At 71.2% G+C, this 19823-nt stretch carries 17 protein-coding genes; 13 read left to right on the top strand and 4 right to left on the bottom strand.

Annotated features, from left to right (window positions below; genetic code table 11):
- The first annotated feature begins 81 nt into the window (after nt 1-81).
- Nucleotides 82-393 (top strand): hypothetical protein, encoded by a 312-nt coding sequence (locus tag SM450_RS23840; RefSeq protein WP_474621994.1) that lies wholly within the window; start codon nt 82-84, stop codon nt 391-393.
- On the opposite strand, the gene xylB is transcribed toward SM450_RS23840, so the two are convergent.
- Together xylB and xylA are read right to left on the bottom strand one after the other, a co-directional pair.
- The gene (gene xylB, locus SM450_RS23845) at nt 383-1792 is read right to left on the bottom strand and encodes a xylulokinase (RefSeq protein ID WP_474621995.1); all 1410 of its coding nucleotides are present in this window, start codon (nt 1790-1792) and stop codon (nt 383-385) included. The genes SM450_RS23840 and xylB overlap by 11 nt on opposite strands.
- Before the next feature lie 2 nt (nt 1793-1794).
- On the bottom strand, nt 1795-2979 hold the full coding sequence (gene xylA / locus SM450_RS23850) for a xylose isomerase (RefSeq protein WP_474621996.1): 1185 nt from the start codon (nt 2977-2979) through the stop codon (nt 1795-1797).
- Between the two features lie 73 nt (nt 2980-3052).
- Here xylA and SM450_RS23855 point away from each other — a divergent pair, with 73 nt between their 5' ends.
- Nucleotides 3053-4183, top strand: a complete 1131-nt coding sequence (locus SM450_RS23855) for an ROK family protein (RefSeq protein WP_474621997.1) — start codon at nt 3053-3055, stop codon at nt 4181-4183.
- A 6-nt stretch (nt 4184-4189) separates the two neighbouring features.
- On the opposite strand, the gene SM450_RS23860 is transcribed toward SM450_RS23855, so the two are convergent.
- Entirely contained in the window at nt 4190-4942 is a 753-nt protein-coding gene (locus tag SM450_RS23860) for a sugar phosphate isomerase/epimerase family protein (RefSeq protein ID WP_474621998.1), read from the bottom strand.
- Entirely contained in the window at nt 4942-6438 is a 1497-nt protein-coding gene (locus SM450_RS23865) for an MFS transporter (protein WP_474621999.1), read from the bottom strand. The genes SM450_RS23860 and SM450_RS23865 overlap by 1 nt, the downstream gene beginning before the upstream one ends.
- A 97-nt stretch (nt 6439-6535) precedes the next feature.
- Between SM450_RS23865 and SM450_RS23870 the strand changes: the two genes are divergently transcribed.
- The 11 genes from SM450_RS23870 to SM450_RS23920 all read left to right on the top strand — a co-directional run bounded on the left by SM450_RS23870 (nt 6536) and on the right by SM450_RS23920 (nt 19776).
- Nucleotides 6536-7741 (top strand): ROK family transcriptional regulator, encoded by a 1206-nt coding sequence (locus tag SM450_RS23870; RefSeq protein WP_474622000.1) that lies wholly within the window; start codon nt 6536-6538, stop codon nt 7739-7741.
- A 46-nt stretch (nt 7742-7787) separates the two neighbouring features.
- A complete protein-coding gene (locus SM450_RS23875; protein ID WP_474622001.1) occupies nt 7788-9680 on the top strand; it encodes an FAD/NAD(P)-binding protein in 1893 nt (630 codons plus the stop codon).
- Nucleotides 9681-9741: 61 nt separating this feature from the next.
- Complete coding sequence (locus SM450_RS23880) at nt 9742-11076, top strand: glycosyltransferase family 2 protein (RefSeq protein ID WP_474622002.1); 1335 nt, start codon at nt 9742-9744, stop codon at nt 11074-11076.
- 75 nt (nt 11077-11151) lie between these two features.
- Complete coding sequence (locus SM450_RS23885) at nt 11152-12423, top strand: serine hydroxymethyltransferase (RefSeq protein WP_474622003.1); 1272 nt, start codon at nt 11152-11154, stop codon at nt 12421-12423.
- On the top strand, nt 12413-13873 hold the full coding sequence (locus SM450_RS23890) for a glycosyltransferase (protein ID WP_474622004.1): 1461 nt from the start codon (nt 12413-12415) through the stop codon (nt 13871-13873). The genes SM450_RS23885 and SM450_RS23890 overlap by 11 nt, the downstream gene beginning before the upstream one ends.
- A complete protein-coding gene (locus tag SM450_RS23895) occupies nt 13867-14517 on the top strand; it encodes a phytanoyl-CoA dioxygenase family protein (RefSeq protein ID WP_474622005.1) in 651 nt (216 codons plus the stop codon). Before SM450_RS23890 ends, SM450_RS23895 begins: the two co-directional genes overlap by 7 nt.
- Complete coding sequence (locus tag SM450_RS23900) at nt 14514-16079, top strand: GMC oxidoreductase (RefSeq protein WP_474622006.1); 1566 nt, start codon at nt 14514-14516, stop codon at nt 16077-16079. Before SM450_RS23895 ends, SM450_RS23900 begins: the two co-directional genes overlap by 4 nt.
- A 26-nt stretch (nt 16080-16105) precedes the next feature.
- The gene (locus tag SM450_RS23905; RefSeq protein WP_474622007.1) at nt 16106-16594 is read left to right on the top strand and encodes a cupin domain-containing protein; all 489 of its coding nucleotides are present in this window, start codon (nt 16106-16108) and stop codon (nt 16592-16594) included.
- Complete coding sequence (locus tag SM450_RS23910) at nt 16591-17841, top strand: methyltransferase domain-containing protein (RefSeq protein WP_474622008.1); 1251 nt, start codon at nt 16591-16593, stop codon at nt 17839-17841. The genes SM450_RS23905 and SM450_RS23910 overlap by 4 nt, the downstream gene beginning before the upstream one ends.
- Nucleotides 17838-18890, top strand: coding sequence for an NAD-dependent epimerase/dehydratase family protein (locus SM450_RS23915; protein WP_474622009.1), 1053 nt, complete (start codon nt 17838-17840; stop codon nt 18888-18890). Before SM450_RS23910 ends, SM450_RS23915 begins: the two co-directional genes overlap by 4 nt.
- Nucleotides 18891-18903: 13 nt before the next feature.
- The gene (locus SM450_RS23920; protein WP_474622010.1) at nt 18904-19776 is read left to right on the top strand and encodes a Gfo/Idh/MocA family protein; all 873 of its coding nucleotides are present in this window, start codon (nt 18904-18906) and stop codon (nt 19774-19776) included.
- Nucleotides 19777-19823 lie beyond the last annotated feature (47 nt).

Genomic DNA, 19823 nt, shown 5'->3' on the forward strand with positions numbered 1-19823 from the left:
CCCGGCCGCGCCGGGCGCCCCCCCCCCGGGCGGGCCCCCGCGGCGGCGCCCCGCGGGGGCCCCCCCCCCCCCGACCAGGTCATGGCGCTGCTGCGCGAGTTGGTCCGGTTCAAGCGGGACAACCGGGTGCTCGCCCTGGCTCTGGAGAACGCCGGCAACGGCAGCCCCTACCGCACCGAGTCGTACCAGGACTGGCACGCCCTGCTGACCGCCCTCGTAGCCGAGTCGCGCGGCCCGGAGCCGGCGGACTACCTCGCCCACGCCCTGCTCGCCGCCGTCCGCAGCGACCTCGTGGAGCACCTGCGTGACTGGCCCGAGGCGCGCTGGGAGGCTGGGCTGAGCGCGTTGGTCCGGTCAGTCCTGACCGAGCCCGTCGGCGCGCCTACCGGTTGACCCGGGGCCGGTCCAGTACGGCGTGCTGGGCGGTCGCGTACTGCTCGCGGATCAGCGGGACAGGATCGTCCTCGTACGTCTCCGGTGTCTCCGCCGACCACCGCGGCGGGGTGTCCCCGCCGGCGACGACCCATGCCGCCTGCCGGGCCGCACCGTCGGCAACGTACTCGCCCGGCGGGGGTACCAGTACCGGCTTGCCGAACAGGGCGGGCGCGATCCGGCGTACCGCCTCGTTCTTCGCCCCGCCGCCGACCAGGACGATCCGGTTCGCCTGGGCGCCCTGGTCGACAAGCGCGTCCAGGCCGTCCGCCAGGGCGCAGAGCATGCCCTCGACGGCGGCCCGGGCCAGGTGCGCCGGGTCGGACGTCTTCAGGGTCAGCCCGTGGATCGCGCCTGTGGCATCCGGCCGGTTCGGGGTCCGCTCACCCTCCAGGTACGGCACCAGGACCAGGCCGTCCGCACCGGCGGGCGCGGACAGCGCGAGCCGGGACAACTCGTCGTGCGAGACCCCGAGCAGTTTCGCCGCCGCGTCCAGCACCCGGGCCGCGTTGAGCGTCACCACGATCGGCAGGAAGCGACCGGTGGTGTCGGCGAAACCGGCCACCGTGCCGCTCGGGTCGACGGGTGCCGCCTCCGAGGAGACGAACACCGTGCCGGACGTGCCGATCGAGACGATCACGTCGCCGGGAAGCGCGCCGGTCCCGAGGGCGGCGGCGGCGTTGTCCCCGGCTCCCGGACCCAGCGGGGCGCCGTTCGGCAGGTGCCCGGCGACCCCGGTCGGGCCGAGGACGTCAGGCGTTCGCAGCGCCCGGCCGAAACCGAGCTCCAGCAGGTCGGGGCGGTACTCGTTGGTCTTGGCCGACCAGTAGAGAGTGCCGCTGGCGTCGCTGCGGTCGGTCCTGATGTCCGCGATGTCGGTGGACCCGGACAGTTTCCAGGTGAGCCAGTCGTGCGGCAGGCAGACCGCGGCGACCCGGGCCGCGTTCGCCGGCTCGTTGCGGGCCAGCCAGCGCAGCTTGGTGAGCGTGAAACTGGCGACCGGCACGATCCCGACCGCCTCCGCCCACTTGTCCCCGCCGCCCAGTTCGGCAATCAGGTCGGCCGCCGCGCCGGCGCTGCGCGTGTCGTTCCACAGCAGCGCCGGGCGGACCACGTCACCGTTCTCGTCAAGCACGACCATGCCGTGCTGCTGACCGGCCACCGAGGCGGCGGCCACGTCGTCCAGGCCGCCGGCCTCCTCGATCGCCTGCCGCAGCGCGGTCCACCAGGCGTCCGGATGCACCTCGGTGCCGTCCGGGTGGGCGGCCCGGCCCTGCCGGACCAGCTTCCCCGTCCCGGCGTCACGAATGACGACCTTGCACGACTGCGTTGAGCTGTCGATCCCGGCTACGAGCGCCATGGTCAGCGAGCCCCGATCAGGTGCTCGACGGCCAGCTGGTTGAGCCGGATGAACCCGTAGCCCTGGGCGCCGGGGACGGTCACGTCGAAGTCCTCGAACGCGCTGCGGTCGGCGAGCAGGTCGGCGTAGCTCTCGCCCGGGTTCAGGGTCGGGGTGGACAGCTCGCCGACCTTCGCGGCGGCAAGCGCCTCCTGCACCTCGGGGTCCGCGCGGAACGCCTTGGCCCGCTCCTTGAGCAGCAGGTACATCCGGATGTTGGCCTTGACCGACTCCCAGACGCCGTCGAAGTCCTCGGTGCGCGACGGCTTGTAGTCGAAGTGCCGCGGACCGTCGTAGGGGCTGGCGCCGTCGAGGCCGTTCTCCAGCAGGTCGACAGTGGAGAACGCGTTGAGCAGGTCGCCGTGACCGAAGACCAGGTCCTGGTCGTACTTCGGGCCGTGCTGGCCGTTCAGGTCGATGTGGAACAGCTTGTTGTGCCACAGCGCCTGGGCGATGCCGTGGGTGAAGTTGAGGTTCGACATCTGCTCGTGGCCGACCTCGGGGTTGATGCCGAACAGCTCGGGCCGGTCCAGCTCCTGGGTGAACGCGATGGCGTGGCCGGCGGTCGGGAGCAGGATGTCGCCGCGGGGCTCGTTCGGCTTCGGCTCGATGGCGAAGCGGTAGCCGTAGCCGCGGTCCTCCGAGTACTGCGCGAGCAGGTTCAGGGCCTCGGCGTAGCGGTCGAGCGCGGCCCGGACGTCCTTCGCGGAGTCGTACTCCGAGCCCTCGCGACCGCCCCACAGCACCAGGATCTTGGAGCCCAGTTCGGCGCCGAGGTCCATCTGGCGCAGCACCTTGCGCAGCGCGTAGCGCCGGACGTTGCGATCGTTGCTGGTGAAGCCGCCGTCCTTGAAGATGGGCTGCTGGAACAGGTTGGTGGTCACCGACGGGACGATGAGACCTGTCTCGTCGAGCGCCTTCTTGTAGCTGGCGACGATGCGGTCGCGGGTCGCGGCGTCCGCGCCGAAGGGCACCAGGTCGTCGTCGTGGAAGCCGACACCGTACGCCCCGAGCTCGGCGAGCTTGTGCACGGTCTCGATCGGGTCGAGCGCGGGACGGGTGGCCTCACCGAACGGGTCGCGGGCTTCCCAGCCGACGGTCCAGAGACCGAAGGAGAACTTGTCCTCACGTGTGGGCTGCACAGACACGGTTACCTCCGGGAAACGCGCTTGATTTGTTTGTGAGTTGAATTATTTGCCGGGGGTGTGGCATTGTCAAGGCGTGACGGCTCGGTTGACCTCCGCATCGAGCGCCCCCGTCCGGCAGTCGAGTGTGCGGGCCCACAACCTCGCGCTGGTGCTGAGCACCGTGGCGGCCAGCGCGGATCCGCCGTCCCGGGCCGCCGTCGCGGCCGTCACCGGGCTCACCCGGGCCACCGTCTCGGCGCTTGTCGACGACCTGATCGCGGGCGGCCTGCTGACCGAGCTGGACCCGCCGCCACGCACCGGGGCCGGCCGCCCGGCGGCCGGTCTCGCGCTCGCCTCGACCGGTCCGGCCGGGCTCGGCCTGGAGATCAACGTCGACTACCTGGCCGTCTGCGTGGTCGACCTGACCGGCGCGGTCCGGCAGCGCCTCGTCGAGCACGCCGACCAGCGCCCGGCCGCGGCGGCCGACGCGCTCGCCGCACTCGGCCGCCTGGCCGCCCGCGCCCGGCACGCCGCCGAGGCCGACGGGCTGGTGGTGGCCGGTGCCGCCCTGGCGGTCCCCGGCCTGGTCTCCGCCGGGTCGGTCCTGGACGCGCCGAACCTGGGCTGGCAGAACGTGGACGCACTGGCGCTGCTGCGCGGCGTGCCGGAGCTGGCCGACCTGCCGATCGTCGTCGACAACGAGGCCAACCTCGCCGCCCTCGGTGAGTTGCGGGTCGCGGGAGGCGAGCAGACCTTCCTGTACGTCTCCGGCGAGATCGGCATCGGCGCCGGGCTGGTGATCGACGGCCAGTTGTACCGCGGGGCGCGCGGCTGGAGCGGCGAGATCGGTCACATGACGGTCCACCCGGACGGGCGGCCCTGCCGCTGCGGCTCGAACGGCTGCCTCGAACAGTATGCCGGCCAGGAGGCGCTCGGCGCGGGTGAGCCGCAGGCCGCCGCCGCGCTTGGCATCGCGCTGGCCGCGGTGGTCAACCTGCTGGACGTGCCGGTGGTCGTGCTGGGCGGGGCCTATGCGACCTACTTCGACCGGCTGCGCGACGGCATCGAGGCCGAGTTGCGGCGCCGGGTGCTGACCGCGCGGCTCGCGCCGGTCACGCTACGGGCCGCCCGGCTGGGTACGAACGCCGCGGTGCGCGGGGCGGCGGACGCGGTGGTCCGGGGCGTGCGCGATGATCCGGCGGCCTGGCTGCGGCGGGTCGGCTGAGGGCGCCTATCCGGGCCGGGCCGGGAACGTGTTCAGGTAGGCGCGGCTCTCCGCGAGCGCCGCGAAGACGTCGCCGTCGCTGGTCTTCATCTCGACGATGTGCAGCGCGCCGGCCGGGGTGGCGGCCAGGATCTCCGCCGTCGGCATCGCGCCTCGCCCGAGGGCGACGTGCGGGGCGTCCGCGGTGATCGGGCCGTCCTTCAGGTGCACGGCCGGCACCCGCGCGCCGAGCCGATCGAGGACGGCTGGTACGTCGGCGCCGCCGACGGCCGCCCAGTAGGTGTCGATCTCGAAGAAGACATCGGGGGACACCAGGTCGGCCAGGGCCTCCAGGGCGTGCCGGCCGTCGACCCGGGCGGTGAACTCGGACCAGTAGTTGTGGTAACCGATCCGCAGGCCGTACCCGGCGGCCCGCTCGGCGAGCGCGTTGAGCGCGTCGGCGGTGCGCTCGAGTGCCGCACGGCCGGTGAAGGCGTCGTCGGGGAGGCCGGTTCCGACGATGGCCAGATCGGTGCCGAGGGTCGCCACGGCGTCGAGGGCCGCGTCCCGGTCGGCGGTGAAGAACCGGTGCGAGTGGGCGCTGCAGATGGTGAGGCCGGCGTCCTCGGCCGTCGCACGCAGGCCGGCCGGGTCGTCGAGGGCCTCGAAGGGCTCGACGCCGCGGTAGCCGAGGCCGGCCAGGCGTTGCAGCGCGCCGTGGCGGTCGGCCGCCAGATCGTCCCGGATGGTCCACAGGTTGACCGCGGGCGAGTTCGACATCAGTCCGTTCCTTTCCCGGTGGCCGTCGCGGGGATGTCCGGAAGCGCGAAGGACGACACCCAGGTCACGATGAGCAGGGCGGCACACAACCAGTAGGCAAGCTCGCTCGCGACGAACGGGGACGCACCCCGGCCGATCTGGTCGAAGATCACCGTGGAGAAGATCGCCGCCGCCACCGCGCCGCCCAGTTGCTGGAGCGCGTTGACGGCGCCGGTGGCCGACCCGAGCTCGCGGTCGTCGACCCGGGACAGGACCAGGTTCAGGAACTGCCCGAAGAACAGGCCGGTCCCCACGCCGGCGACGAGAAACGCGGGCGCCAGGTTGAAGCTGGTGAGGCCGGAGTCGTACCGCAGGCCGTCGGTCCCCTGGTAGGTGGTGGAGCGGGCGGTGGCCGCCACGGTCACCGCGGCCAGGCCCATACCCACCGCCTGGCACAGGATTCCGGCCTGGAGCACCAGGCGCGGTCGCCGCCTCGCGAGCAGATGCCCGATGCCCATCGCGGCGATCGTGCCCACCGGCCACCATGTGCCGGTCAGTCCGCTGCGGACCGGCGACCAGCCGACGTACAACTGGACCAGTACGGGGTAGATGATGAAGGCTCCCGAACAGGCGCCGAAGAACAGGAAGACGACCACCGAGCCGCCGGTGAAGGACCGTTTGCGGAACAGGCTCGTCTCGATGAACGCGTCAAGCCTCCGTCGACGGCGGTTACGGGCGTGCAGCGCGAAGAGCGCGAGAACAAGCACCGACGAGGCCATCATCGCCCGGGTCCACCAGGCCCACTGGTGTTCACGGCCCTGAATGACCGGATAGACGAACAGCCCGACCGCGACCGAGCACAGGATCATGCCGGTGCCGTCGAGCTTCGGCCGGTCGGCGGGGGCGCGGTCGGCGGGAAGCGTGCGGAGGGCGAAGACGTACACGACGAGGCATGCCGGGATGTTGATGATGAAGACCCAGTGCCACGACGCGTACGTGATGACCGTGCCACCCAGGATCGGGCCGGCGGCGGACGAGAGGCTCATGAAGGGCCCGAAGATGGCGAACGCCTTCGCGCTGTGCTCCTGGCCGAAGCTCTCCCGGATCATGCTGACGCACTGCGGGACCATCATCGCCGCGGCGCCGCCCTGCACCAGCCGCGCGACGATCAGCTGGGCCGGGGCCTGCGCCGCCGCGCAGGCCGCCGACGTGAGTGCGAATCCGGCGAGTCCGATGAGGAACATGCGACGGCGGCCGACGATGTCGCCGAGCCGGCCGCCGGCGAGCAGAAGTACCGAGAACGTCAGCACGTAACCGACGCTGATCCACTGGAACTGCGCGTCGGACGCGCCGAGGTCGTTGCGGATGGCCGGGGCGGCGACGTTCATCGCGGTGGCGTCGAGCAGGTCCATCATCGCCGCGCCCAGCACCGTGAACAGGACCGCCCAGGCGCCCCGGGGTGGTGCGGAGGAGCCGGCATGAAGGCCGGGTTGCGCCATCGCGGGCACGGCGGGCACGCCCACCCTTCATTAGGCAATGATCTGGATCAAACTAGTGGCCGGACGGCGACCTGCCAAGAGCCGGTCCATCCGGGCCGGCCTGTAGCGTGCACCCATGCCGATCGATGTCGGTGCACCCATGCGCCACGCCACCATGCGGGAACGGAATCTGGCCGTTCTGCTCGGCGTCATCGCGGAACATCAGCCGGCTACCCGGGCGCAGCTCGCCGCGCTCACCGGCTTCACCAAGACCACGGTGTCCAACCTGATCGCGGTGCTCGCCGCCGCCGGCCTGGTGCACAACGGGGGCGTGCTCCACGGCGGCGACCGCGGGCGCCCGGGGACCGGCGTCCTGGTCGACGGCGCTAGTGCTGCCGGGCTCGGCCTCGAGGTGACCGTCGACTACCTGGCGTCGTGCGTCCTCGACATGAGCCGCCGGGTGCGCCATCGGGACCTGGTGACGACCGACAACCGGAACCGCCGGCCCGAGGAGATCGCCGCGGCGCTGTCCGTGCTTGCCGAACAGGCTGTCGTCTCCGCCCAGGAGCAGGGCCTGACCGTGGCCGGGGCGGTCGTGGCGGTGCCCGGTCTGGTCGACCGCTCGGGGATGCTGCGTGCGCCGAGCTTCCGCTGGCGTGACGTGCCGGCCGCGGCGCTTGTCGACCGCGGCCTTCGCGAGTTGCGTCTGCCGACCAAGGTGGAGAACGAGGCGAACCTGGCCGCGCTCGGCGAGATGTGGCTCGGCGCGGGACGCCCGCTGAGCGACTTCCTGCACGTGTCCGGGGAGATCGGCATCGGCGCCGGCATCATCCTGAACGGCCGGATCTTCCGGGGCTTCCACGGGTTCGCCGGCGAGCTGGGCCACATCCAGGTCGATCCGGACGGGCCGCGGTGTGCCTGCGGTGCGCGCGGGTGCCTGGAGCTCGTCGCCGGCCGGGAGGCCATGCTCTGCGCGGTGGGGCTCAAGCCGTTGGCGGCCTGGTCCGGCCTGGACGAACGGATGTCCGCCCTGATCGAACTGCTCGAGGCCGGGGACCGTGGCGCCATCTCGGCGGCACGGCGGGCCGGTGACGCTCTCGGGCGCGCGCTCACCTGCGTCGTCAAGGGACTGGACCCGGGCGCGATCGTGCTCGGCGGCATCTTCTCCCGGCTCGCGCCGTGGATCCTGGAGCCCACCGGGGCGGCACTGCGGGCCGGGGCGCTGTACGAGCAGACGCCCCCGGTCGTCATCTCGCCCCTGGGCCGGGACGCGGTGATGCTCGGCGCGGCCGGGCAGGTCATCGAGGACATCTACGCCGATCCGGCCGTCCTGCTCCGCTGACGGCTGTCACCCGGCACACACCCATCGTGGTTTACCGTCTGTCCTCATGCCTCGCATCGCGGTTCTCGGCGCCGGTCCGGTCGGTGTGGGACTTGTGGAGCGGCTGCTGGCCAACGCCGATCTCGCGCCGGACCGTTCGATCGAGATCATGCTGATCGATCCCCATCCGGCCGGTCCGGGACGGATCTGGCGGGACGGGCAGTCGCCGCTGATGCGGATGAACTCGCTCGCCAAGGACATCACCCTCTTCCCCGGCGCGGCCGTCCGCTGCGCCGGCCCGCCACGTCCGGGACCGTCGCTTGCCGAGTGGGCGACGGCCACGACCGCCGGGAGCCTCCCGCCCGTCGATCCCGGGTTGGCGGACGACGTACGCGAGATCTCCCCGGTGTCGTTCGCGACCCGGCGGGTGCAGGGCGCCTACCTGTCCTGGTTCCTCGGTGAGGTGATCCGCCAGGCGCCGCCAGGCGTGCGGGTGACCGTGCGGCAGGGCCGCGCCGTGGCGCTCACCGGCGCACCTGACGGCACGGAGCGGGTGCACCTGGCGGACGGCTCCCGGATCGACGCCGACGCGGTGGTCCTCGCACTCGGCCACCTCGAGGCCCGGCCGCAGGGCGAGCAGTCGGAGGCGGCCGGGTTCGCGGCGCGGCACGGGCTCGTGTACCTGCCGCCCGGCTACATCGCCGAGGCCGACCTGTCGGTGCTGCGGCCCGGCGTCGATGTCCTGGTCCGGGGCATGGGACTGGCGTTCTTCGACCTGATGGCCCTGGTCACCGAGGGGCGCGGTGGCCGGTACGTCCGCGAGCGCGGCGGCGAGTTGCGGTACCTGCCCTCCGGGCGTGAGCCACGGCTGCTTGCCGGTTCCCGCCGCGGCCTGCCGTACCGGTGCAAGCCGAGCCACCGGCTGGTCCATGGACCGGTGCGGGAGCTGCGCTACTTCCCGCCGGCTCTGGAGCGGTCGCTCGCCGGGGACGGGATGCTCGACTTCCGTCGCGACCTCTGGCCGCTCATCCTGAAGGATCTGAGCTTCGCGTACCACCGCGAGCTGTTCGCCGCCGCGCCGCGGCACACCGCCATGCCGTGGCCGGACTTCGAACGGCTGCACGACGCCGCCGCGGTGGACGAGCTGGACGCGCTCGCCGAGAAGTCGGTGCCGCATCCGGCCCATCGGTGGAATATCGACGATCTGCGTCGTCCGCTGCGCCACGTCGAGCCGCGGCACGTCGACGACTTCCGCGCCCGGTTCATCGCGCTGCTGGCGCAGGAACTGCGGCGCGCCGACGACCCGGCCCGGTCCGCCGACTCGGCCGTCTACGGTGCCCAACTGCTGTTCTTCGAGCACCTCGCGCGCCTGCGGCCCCGCCTGTCCCCGCGGGACCAGGTCGAGGAACTCGACGGGGCCTGGTTCACCCTGTTCAACCTCGTGGCGAGCGGTCCTCCGGCCTTCCGGACGGAGGAGCTGCTGGCGCTGTGCCGGGCGGGGGTGGTGCAGCCGCTCGGCTCGGGGATGCGGGTACGCCTCGACGAGTCGACAGGCCGCTACCGGGCCGGCAGCGCGAACATCGCCGAGGAGTGTCCGGCAGATGTGCTGATCGACGCCCGGCTGCCCGAGCCGACGCTCGACGGCACGGCCGACGAGCTGTTGCGGGCGCTGCACGCCTCCGGAGCCGCGTCGGAGGAGTTCCTGACCGACCCGGCGACCGGCTACCGCACGCCGACCGGGCGGATCGCCGTCGACGACCAAGGGCGGATGGTGGCTGCCGACGGCGCCGCGCATCCGGCGCGGTACGCGCTGGGCTGGAACACCTCGTTGCGGGGGACGCGCGCGTTCGCCATCCCGGGCACCGACGCGGCCACGTTCCGGCACGGGGATCTGGTGGCGCGTGCTGTCCTCACCGGGCCGTCCGAGCTGCCCCATAGGTCCACATCACTTCGACGTTGACAAATCTATTAGTGCGTGCTCCGATTAGTGCGACATCTGGATTTAATATCGGGGGAACGCCTTGGGCGACGCCAGGAATCGTCAGGAGGAGATCGCGCTCAGCGTGGTCATCCCGAGCTACTTCAACACGCAGTGCCTCGAACTGGTGCTGCAGTCGCTTGCCCACCAGACGATGCCGGCGGAGAAGTTCGAGGTCATCGTCGTCTACAACGGCTGCGAGCCGCCGGCCCGGCTGGCCGAGCTGCGCGCGAACACGCCCTACCTGCTGCGGGAGCTGACCTCTCCGAAGGGCTGGTCGCGGGCTCGTAACACAGGCATTCTGGCCGCCACCGCAGAGCGGCTGCTGCTGCTCGACAACGACTCGCTCTGCCCGCCCGACCTGCTCGAACGGCACTGGCACCTGGCGGAGAAGGACCCGCGCAGCGTCGTGATGGGCGGTCGCGGCGAACTCGGCGTCCAGGGCTGGGCCGCGCTGCACGCCGTGATGAGCGGCAAGGGCGTCCTCGACACGTTCCCGGTGGAACACGACGTTCGCGCCCAGTCCGCGCCCTCCGAGCCGTGGATGTACGGCTTCACCAACAACTACGGCCTGAGCCGGTCCGACGCGCTCGCGGTCGGCATGTTCGACGTGGACTACGACGCCCGGTGGGGCGGCGAGGATCTGGACATCTCCTACAAGCTGTACCGGCACTTCGACCGGGACCGCTCACGGTTCCACTACGAGCCCACGTTGCGTGTGTGGCACGTGCCGCACTACCGCAACCTCCGCAAGTCCTTCGGCGACCACTTCGCCAGCCTGGCGCTGCTGCGGGACAAGTTCCGGCACTACGAGGTCGAACTCATCGCCGGGCTGCCCGAGGTCCTGGCCGGCTCGCTCGCCGACATCGCGGAACGGGTCACCGACTACCGCCGGGTCATGGCGGTGTGCGCCGACGCGGGTCTGTGCTCGGTCAGCCCCTGGCGTGCCGCCGTCGACCCGCTGCGCGAGCGGGACCCGCAACGTCCCGACCTGGTCATCGGTTACGACACCGACAAGCTCGACGGGCAGCGGGTCGTCACGTTCGACTACGGACGCGACGCGGACGCGGACAACCTGCACCTGCTCGGCGTCGACGTGCCGTACTCCGAGGGTGAGTTCCGCTCGGCGTTCTCCTTCGACTTCTGGCGCCTGCTGCGGATGCCGGATCTCCTGGCCTTCGTCACCACCGCCCTGATCGTCGCCGACGAGCTGTACCTGGGCGCCTCCGAGGACCTGGTCGCCCGCGGGCCGGCGCTGGGCCTCGACCCGCTCGTGGACCTGCGGTATTTCGCCGAGCTCGTGGAGCCGGTCTACCAGGTCACGAGCCAGCAGGTCGCCGGCGCCGGCACCCTGCTGCGGGTCGTACCCGCCAGTTGATCCTCGTCCTCGTCCCGAGCCGGGCGGGCACTCCGCGCTGCTCCCATCCGCTGGACACCCTGAGGTGACCCCCCTATGCATGATCTGGAACTCGAACGGCTGCTGAGCCGCGAGAACCGGCACTATCTGGACAGCATCGACCTGATCGCCGCCTCGAACGCGCCGATCGCCGCGACCCGTGACAACCACGGGTGGGGCGTGGCCCAGTTCCGCTCCGCCGAGGGGCACGTCGGAAACAAGCCCTACGCCGGTACCTCGATCTTCGACGAGGTGGAGCGACTGGCGGTGGAGCGGGCCCGCGCCGTGTTCGGCGGCGAGCACGCCAACGTGCAGCCCGTCTCCGGCTCACTGGCGAACCTGGCCGCCTACCGGGCGCTGATGAAGCCGGGCGACACCATGATGGCGATGGCCGTCACCTCCGGCGGGCACCTCTCGCACGGCCATGCCAAGCACATCGTCTCCGAGCTGTACCGCGTCGTGCCGTACACCGTCGATCCCGCGACCGGCCTGCTGCCGTACGACGAGATCCGGCGGATCGCGGAACGGGAGCGTCCGCGCGTCATCGTCGCCGGCTACTCCGCGTACCCCCGGGTGGTCGACTTCGCGCAGCTCAGCGCGATCGCGCGGGGGGTGGGCGCGACCCTGATCGCGGACATTTCGCACATCGCCGGCCTGGTGGCCGCCGGGCTGCACGACAACCCGGCCGCCTACCCGGACACCGTCGTGACGACCTCGGTGGAGAAGACGCTGCGCGGTACCCGCGGCGGGATCGTGCTGTGCCCCGCGTCGCTGCGGGGGCGGATCGACTCGGCGATCTTCCCCGGTCTCCAGTCCTCGGTCGGGATGGCCGGGCTGGTCTCCCTCGCGGCCACCCTACGGGACGCGGCCGGCCCCGCCTTCCGGGCCTATCAGGAGCGGGTGGTGAGCAACGCGCGGCGGATGGCCGGGCTGCTGCTCGCCGGCGGGCTCGACCTGCTGACCGGCGGCACCGACACCCATCTGCTCGTCATCGACCTCACCCGCACCGCGCTCACCGGGCGGGACGCCGAGGGCCGGCTCCAGGACCTGGGCATCCTGTCGAACCGCAACATGCTGCCCGGCGACCCGAGGCCGCCGTTCGTCGCCAGCGGGCTGCGGCTCGGCACGCCGACGATCACGTCACGTGGGTACGACGACGAGGACGTCGCCGAACTCTCCGACATCGTGCTGGCGGCGCTGCGCGCGGAGGACTGGGACACCTCCAAGGTGACCCTGCTGCGTAAACGGGTGGAAGTGCTGCGTGCCCGTCCGCGTCCGGACGACGCGCTGAGGGACCTGGTCGCCTCGGCCGCCGACGATGAGCGCTGAGGTCGAGCCCGCACCGGCTGCGGCGAGCGGCGGGACGCTCCGGCGGCCCGGTCCGGTCGTGGGCTTCCACACGTTCCGCAGCTACGCCGGTCACCCGGGCAAGGACGGCGCGAACTTCGCCTACACCGAGGTCGCGCGACTTCTCTCCGACACCGCCGAGGTCCGGCCCAAACCGCACGACGTGGTGGAACTGTTCCGCAGCGACGAGGCGGCGCGTGCGGCGCTTGCCGGCTGCGACGTCGTGGTGGCGACTGTGGGCCCACACGCCTACCTCTACTTCCACCTGCGCGAACGGCTCGGGCTCGACTTCCGCATCGTCCGCGACGCGCGCACCGCGCTGTGGAACGGCTATCTGCAGCAGGAGGCGCTCTCGGCCCCCTACCTCCGCCCCGACGACGTGCTCTACCACTCGTCGCGGTACTCGCTCGCGCTCTACACGATGCTGTTCCCCGGGCTCGCGCGCTCCCGGCAGGCCGTCTGCTATCCGTTGTTGCGCTGGTTCCCCGAGGAACTAGCCGGATCGTGGACCGGCTCGGGCGGTGACGGCACGCAGATCGGTTTCGTCGGCCGACTCACCGACGACAAGAACTACTCGCAGGTGCTCAGTTTGCAGCGCGAGTTGAACCGGCGCGCTCCCGGCGCCTTCCGGACGGTGGCGATCGGCGAGGGCGGGCAGAGCGCGACGGGCGGCGGGGCCGCGGTGCCGGGCTACTCGTGCCGGCCACCCGTGGACCGGGCCCGCCTGTGGCAGGACTACCGCGACATGGACGTGTTGTTCTTCCCCAGCACGTCGTCGCTTGAGACGTTCGGACGGGTGCTTGTCGAGGCGTCGTACGTCGGGACACCGGTGCTGGCCTCCACGCACGCGGCGGCGTCCGAGTTGCTGCCGAGCGAGTCGTTGCTGCCCACCACCCTGCGCGCGGACGTCGACTTCACCACCCACCTGGCCGCGCGACTCGGCGATGTCGACGTCGCGCACGCGGCCGACCTGCTCGTCGCCGGAGCCATTCCACCCGCCGGGCGGGGCCACACCGGCTACGCGGAGCACGACCGGCTCCTGCTCGACCTGATTCGCGGCGACGCCCCGGACCCGTCCGCCGCCGACCCGGCGCCCACCGCGGTCCAGCGGGCGTTCCTCGACCGGCTCCGGATGCGCGGACTGACGGCGCCGGCCGATCCCGCGGCGGCGGACCTGATGATCCGCAGGCTGCGCCGGTCGTTCACCGCCCTGCACCGCAGTCGCACCCCGCAGCACCTGGCCACCCTCGCCATGCTGCTGGCGCGCTCCGGCTACCGCCGCAAGACCGCGTCCTTCGTCCACAAGAGCCTGTTCCACGGCGAGGACTTCACCAACATCGGCGGCGTCGACCTCCAGTTGAGTCACCTCATCGGCTTCGAGCCACGCTTCACCATCACCTCCCACCACGAGGAAGGCGGAAGCCCTTGCTGAACAAGCTGATCGTTCCGTACGACAACGAGCGGTTCGACTTCGCCGGCGCGATAAGCGCCGCCAGCGGCGTGCCGGACCTCGCCCGGTGGCATCACCACCACCCACCCGCCATCGCGGCGGAGACCCCGGGCTTCGGCGACCAGGCCTCGGCGATGCACCAGAAGCTGTACGGCATCGAGGAGATCACCGCGCTGTACCGCGAGTTCGTCCGAACGGTGATCACCGAGATGGTCGGCGAGGACGTCCGCTACCAGCACGTGCCGAACTGGCGTATCCAGTTGCCGGGACGCCACGGGGTCGGAAGCTACCACCGGGACCGCAGCGGCGGTCACAACCCCTGCGAGATCACGTTCTGGCTCCCGCTCACCGACGTGACGTCGGAGAACTGCCTGTGGGTCGAGTCGAGCGAGGGTGCCGAGGACTTCCGGCCGCATGCCATGCGCTACGGGCAGATGCTCGCGTTCGACAGCGCGAACCTCATGCACGGAAACGTCCGCAACGCCTCCGACCGGACCCGGGTCAGCTTCGACTTCCGGGTGATCCCCGCGTCCGTCTTCCACGACGGGCTCGCCATGCCGCACCACACCGGCATCGACGGCCCCATCGAGTGGCACGCCTCGCCTACCGGAGGAGCGCGGACGTGACCGGGGTCGGCGACGATCCCGGTCCGGCGTACGACGCGATAGTGGTCGGGTCCGGGTTCGCCGGCTCCTGGGCGGCCAAGGAACTGGCCGAAGCCGGATTCCGCACCCTCGTTCTCGAGGCCGGGCCGGTCCGCAACGCCGGGGACATCCCGGACCGCGCCGCCCCGCATGTCACCGCCGGCGACCACGACGAGCGCACCCGGGCGCGGCAGCCGGTGCAACGCACCCACTTCAACTTCGGTCCGCGCGGGCCCCACCTGTTCGTCGACGACGTGGAGCACACGTACGAGACGCCGCCGGGAAAGCCGTACACCTGGATCCGTGGCATGCAGGTCGGTGGGCGGTCGTTGCTCTGGGGCGGGTCGGCGCTGCGCCTGTCGACGTTCGAGATGGCGGCCGGCGACGTCGATGGTTGCGCGCTGAGCTGGCCGATCGGGTACGACGACCTGGCCACCGCGTACGACGTCGTGGAGGACCTGGTCGATCTACGCGGGACCGCCGAGGAACTCGCCCAACTCCCGGACGGGCGCTTCCGTGGCAAGCCGCCGGCGCTCACCCCCGCCGAGGCGGCGTTCCAGCACGCCTACCGCCTGGGGAACACCCGTCCGGTCCCGGTGCGCTTCGTCTCGGCCGAGCGGGGCGAGGACGGCTGGCCGGAGTTCACCGTGCAGGCCACCGCCCTCGCGCGGGCGGAACGGACCGGCCGGGTGACGCTGCGTCCGGACGCCCGGGTCACCTCGGTGACAGTCGATCCGGACGACGGCCGGGCGACAGGCGTCAGCTATGTGGACGCCGCCCAGGGCTCCCGGCACCACGCCCGCGCCCGGGTCGTGTTCCTCTGCGGCGGCACCATCGAGACGGCCCGGCTCATGCTGAACTCGCACGGCCCTCGCCACCCGGACGGGCTCGGCAACAGCAGTGGCTGGCTCGGCCGTGGGTTGATGGACCATCCGCTCGTCACCTCGTCCGGCGTCCTCGACGGTCACCCGCCGATGCCTGCCCACCGGTCGGCCGGCCGGCAGAGTGGTCTGCTCGTCCCGCCGCCGCAGCCGCAGACCGGCGACGTCCGCCCGTTTGCGCTCTGGGTGTCTTTGCAGCGCGGCGGCTCCGGTCCGGCGCCGGGCGGGATCGACGCGCAGGGGGAGATGCTGCCGTACTGGCACAACCGGGTACGGCTCGGCGACACCCGGGACCGGTGGGGCGTCCCCGTGCCGGTCATCGAGTGTGGCTACGGGCCGCACGAGGACCGGCTCTACGACGCCATGCGGCGTGAGGTGGAGCGGGCCGCGTCGGTCGCCGGCCTGCGGCTCACCGCCGTCGCGGACACGCTTACCGCGCCCGGCCGCAACGTCCACGACCTGGGTACCGCGCGGATGGGCCGGTCACCGGCCGACTCCGTGGTGGATCCGGACAACCGCTGCTGGGACGCGCCGAACGTCTTCGTCGCCGACGGGTCCTGCTTCCCGTCCGGCGGCTGGCAGAACCCGACCCTCACCATCATGGCGATCGCGGTGCGAGCGGCACGGTTCGCGGTGGGGTTGCTACGCGACAAGGCGTACTGACCATGGTTCCGCTTGGGAGGAGAACGATGAACCACGCCGAGTACACGAAGAGGGTGGACGAGGAGCGTTACCCCGACGACCCGCACGTTCCCCTGGACGAACCATTCGTCAACGCGGCGGGCAGCATTCTGAACGTGCTCCTCGAGAGGTTCACGTCGGTGGCACTCATCGAGAGCCACCCCGGCGCCGTCCGCGCCAACCACTATCACAAGACCGACTGGCACTACGCCTACGTGCTGTCCGGCAGCATCGTGTACGGATGGCGGCCCGTGGAAGGCGCGAACGGCGTCCAGGTTAGGACGTTCGAGGCGGGTCAACTCTTCTTCACCCCACCCCTCGTCGCGCACGTGATGTACTTCCCGAAGCGGACCACGTTCATGACGTTCGCCCGGAACAAGCGCGACCACGAGTCCCACGAGAGTGACGTGGTCCGCGTATCGCCGATGTTCGACGTCACCTGGTCGTCCTTCGCCGGAAGGTACGAGTGCGGCGTGGACACCGGATCGCCGTCGTGACCGAGGTGCGGGAACGCCGTGCGTGCGCGTTGTGCGGCACCGGAACCGCAGGTCACCTGGTCCTGTCACTTCCGTCCACGCCGTGCGCGAACGGCTTCGTGGACAAGCCGCAGGAGCAGGAGCGCTTCCCCCTCGATCTGCAGCTCTGCCCCGCGCCGGAATGCGGGCACCTCCAACTCGCCGCGGTGGTCAGCCCGTCCATCCTGTTCGACAACTACGTCTACGCCTCGGGCACGTCGCCGTCGTTCGTCACGCACTTCGGGAACTACGCCGAGCGGGCGATCGACCTGCTCGGCCTCAGTGAGAAGTCGTTCGTCGTCGACGTCGGGTCGAACGACGGAACGCTGTTGCGGCAGTTCGTCGATCGGGGCGTGACGGCTGTGCACGGCGTCGAGCCGGCGCGGGGGATCGCCGAGATCGCCGAGTCGCGCGGCGTACCCACGACTGTGGCCTTCCTGGATTCCGCCCTCGCGCTCGACCTGCGGGACCGATTCGGGCCCGCGGACCTGGTCACGGCGAACAACGTCTTCGCCCACATCGGTGACCTGGAGCAGGCCGCCACTGCCGTGCGCTCCCTGCTCGGCCCGCGCGGGGTGTTCATCTTCGAGGTCTCCTACCTCGCCGATGTCGTCGAGGGCCTGCTGTTCGACACGATCTACCACGAGCACGTCGCCTACCACGCCGTCCGCCCACTGGTCCGCTTCTTCGACCGGATGGGCATGAACTTGTTCGACGTGGAGCGGGTCCCCACCCATGGCGGCTCGATCCGGGTTTACGTGGCGAACGACGACCGTGCCGTCAACCCGCGGGTGGCGGAACTCGTGGCATCCGAGGAGAAGGCGGCGCTCTTCTCCGCCCGGACGTACGAGGACTTCGGGGAGCGCATCCGGACCCGGGGGCAGAAGCTGCGTGAGCAGATCGCGTCCCTGAAGAACGACGGATGGCGTTTCTGCGGCTATGGCGCACCGGCGAAACTGACGACCCTGATGTATTCCTTCGCACTCGACGCGGACGATGTCGAGTTCATCGTGGAGGACAGCCCGCTCAAACGAGGACTCTTCACACCCGGCACCCACATCCCCGTGGTCGGGCCGGGGAAGCTCGCGGAAGTGTCCGGTCAGCGGTACTGCGCACTTGTCTTCGCCTGGAACTACTACGACAACATCGTCGCCGGCCACGCGGACTGGTCCGGTCTCTGGATGAATCCGCTGACGTTGGAACGGCTGGACGGGAGAGCAGTCGAATGAGCACACTCATCGATTCGGACATCGACGACATCTGCGTCGGCCTCGGCGAGTACGCACAGCGGTTCGACGGCAGGCGGGTTCTGATCACCGGCGCTCGCGGATTCGTGGGCCAGTACCTGACGGCCGTCTTCCGGAGGCTCAACGCCAAGTATCTGCGCGAGCCCTGCCACGTCCTGGCGATGGACAACCTGAGGACGCCCGCCGACGGCGGCGCCGCGCCGCTTGAGGACCCGCACGTCACCTTCGTCGAGCACGACGTCGTCCGTCCCTTCAGCCCGGGTGGGAAGGTCGACTTCGTCGTGCACGCGGCCGGCATCGCCAGCCCGTACTACTACCGCAAGTTCCCGTTGGAGACCATGGACGTCGCCACCCACGGCCTGCGGAACATGCTCGACGTCGCGCGTGCCGACGGGGCGAGGCTGTTGTTCCTGTCGTCGTCGGAGATATACGGAAACCCCGACGCCAGCCACGTGCCGACGTCGGAGGACTACAACGGGAACGTGTCGTGCCTCGGTCCGCGTAGCTGCTACGACGAGTCGAAGCGATTCGGCGAGACGCTGTTGCAGGTCTACGTCCAGCAGTTCGGCGTGGCGGCGGTGATCGTCCGGCCGTTCAACGTCTACGGGCCCGGCCTGAGCCGCGAGGACTACCGCATCATGCCGAACATCGCGGTCCAGCTCTCGAACGGTCGGGCGATCGACGTCTACGGCGACGGGACCCAGACGCGTACGTTCTGCTATGCCACCGACGCGATCGTCGGGTTCCTGCTGGCGTTGCTAAGGGGGCGCCCCGGCGAGGCGTACAACGTGGGCGCGTCCGGTCCGGAGATCTCCATCATCGAACTGCTGAAGCTGGTGCGCGACTCCGTGCCGGCGCCCGACCTCAAGTACACCGTGCGGGACTATCCGGACAGCTACCCCGGTGACGAGCCGATGCGGCGCTGCCCGGACCTGGTCAAGGCGTTCGACCACCTGGGCTACAAGCCGACCGTGCCCTTCACCGACGGCCTGCGGAAGTTCATCACGTGGTCCCAGGAGTACTACAGGTGATCCCGTGCCGCGGGTGAGGCTGGGGATCATCGGCACCGGACGGTGGGGGTCGCGGTACGTCGAGACCGTCTGCCGCATGTGGCCGGCCGGTGAGGTGCTGATCTCGGGCATGGCCGGGCGCCGGGATCCGCCCGGGGCGCTCATCCGGAACGCCGCGGTGGACGGCGTCATCGTCGCCTCACCGGCGGCGACGCACTACGCGATCACGATGGCGGCGCTCGACGCCGGCCTCCCCGTGCTTGTCGAGAAGCCGCTGGCGCTCACCCTGAGCGAGACGCGGTCGATCCGGGACCGTGCCGAGGCCCGCGGAGCTACGGTCATGGTCGGCCACCAGCATCTGCACGCCCCGGCCTTCCGGGAGATGGGCGAGCGGATCGCGGAGCGGTCGGTGAGCCTGATATCCGGCACGTTCGGCGGCGACGGGCCGGTGCGCGCGGACTGCGACGTGCTCTGGGACTACGGGCCGCACGACTTCGCCATGGCGCTCGACCTGCTCGGCGACGAGGAACCGGTGACGCGCGAGTACGCCCGGTGCGAGGTCCCGGTGCCGGGCCGGCAGAGCTGGGACGTGGGCGTCCGCGTCGGTGAGACGCCGGTCAGGTTCCGTTTCACGAACGCCGCGACGGCCCGGCACCACCGTTTCCGGGTGCGGCTGACCGACGGCGGCGAGTACCGGTACGACCCCTTCGCCCCGCACCGGTTGACCCTCGACGACGTCCCGATCGACGTCGCGGACACCTTGCCGCTGGACCACCAGATCCGGGCGTTCGTCGCGGCCGTCCGCGGCGACGACGTCCCGCCGAGGGCCACCGATCTGGCGCTTGCGGTGCGGGTGGCCGAGGTGCTCACCACCCTCGGCGCGACCCCGGCGATCACCCACCTCTGACGCCGCCCCGACCGGGCGCGGTAAGCACCTCGCCAAGCTCCGGCTCG

This window comes from Micromonospora marincola (assembly GCF_056150385.1).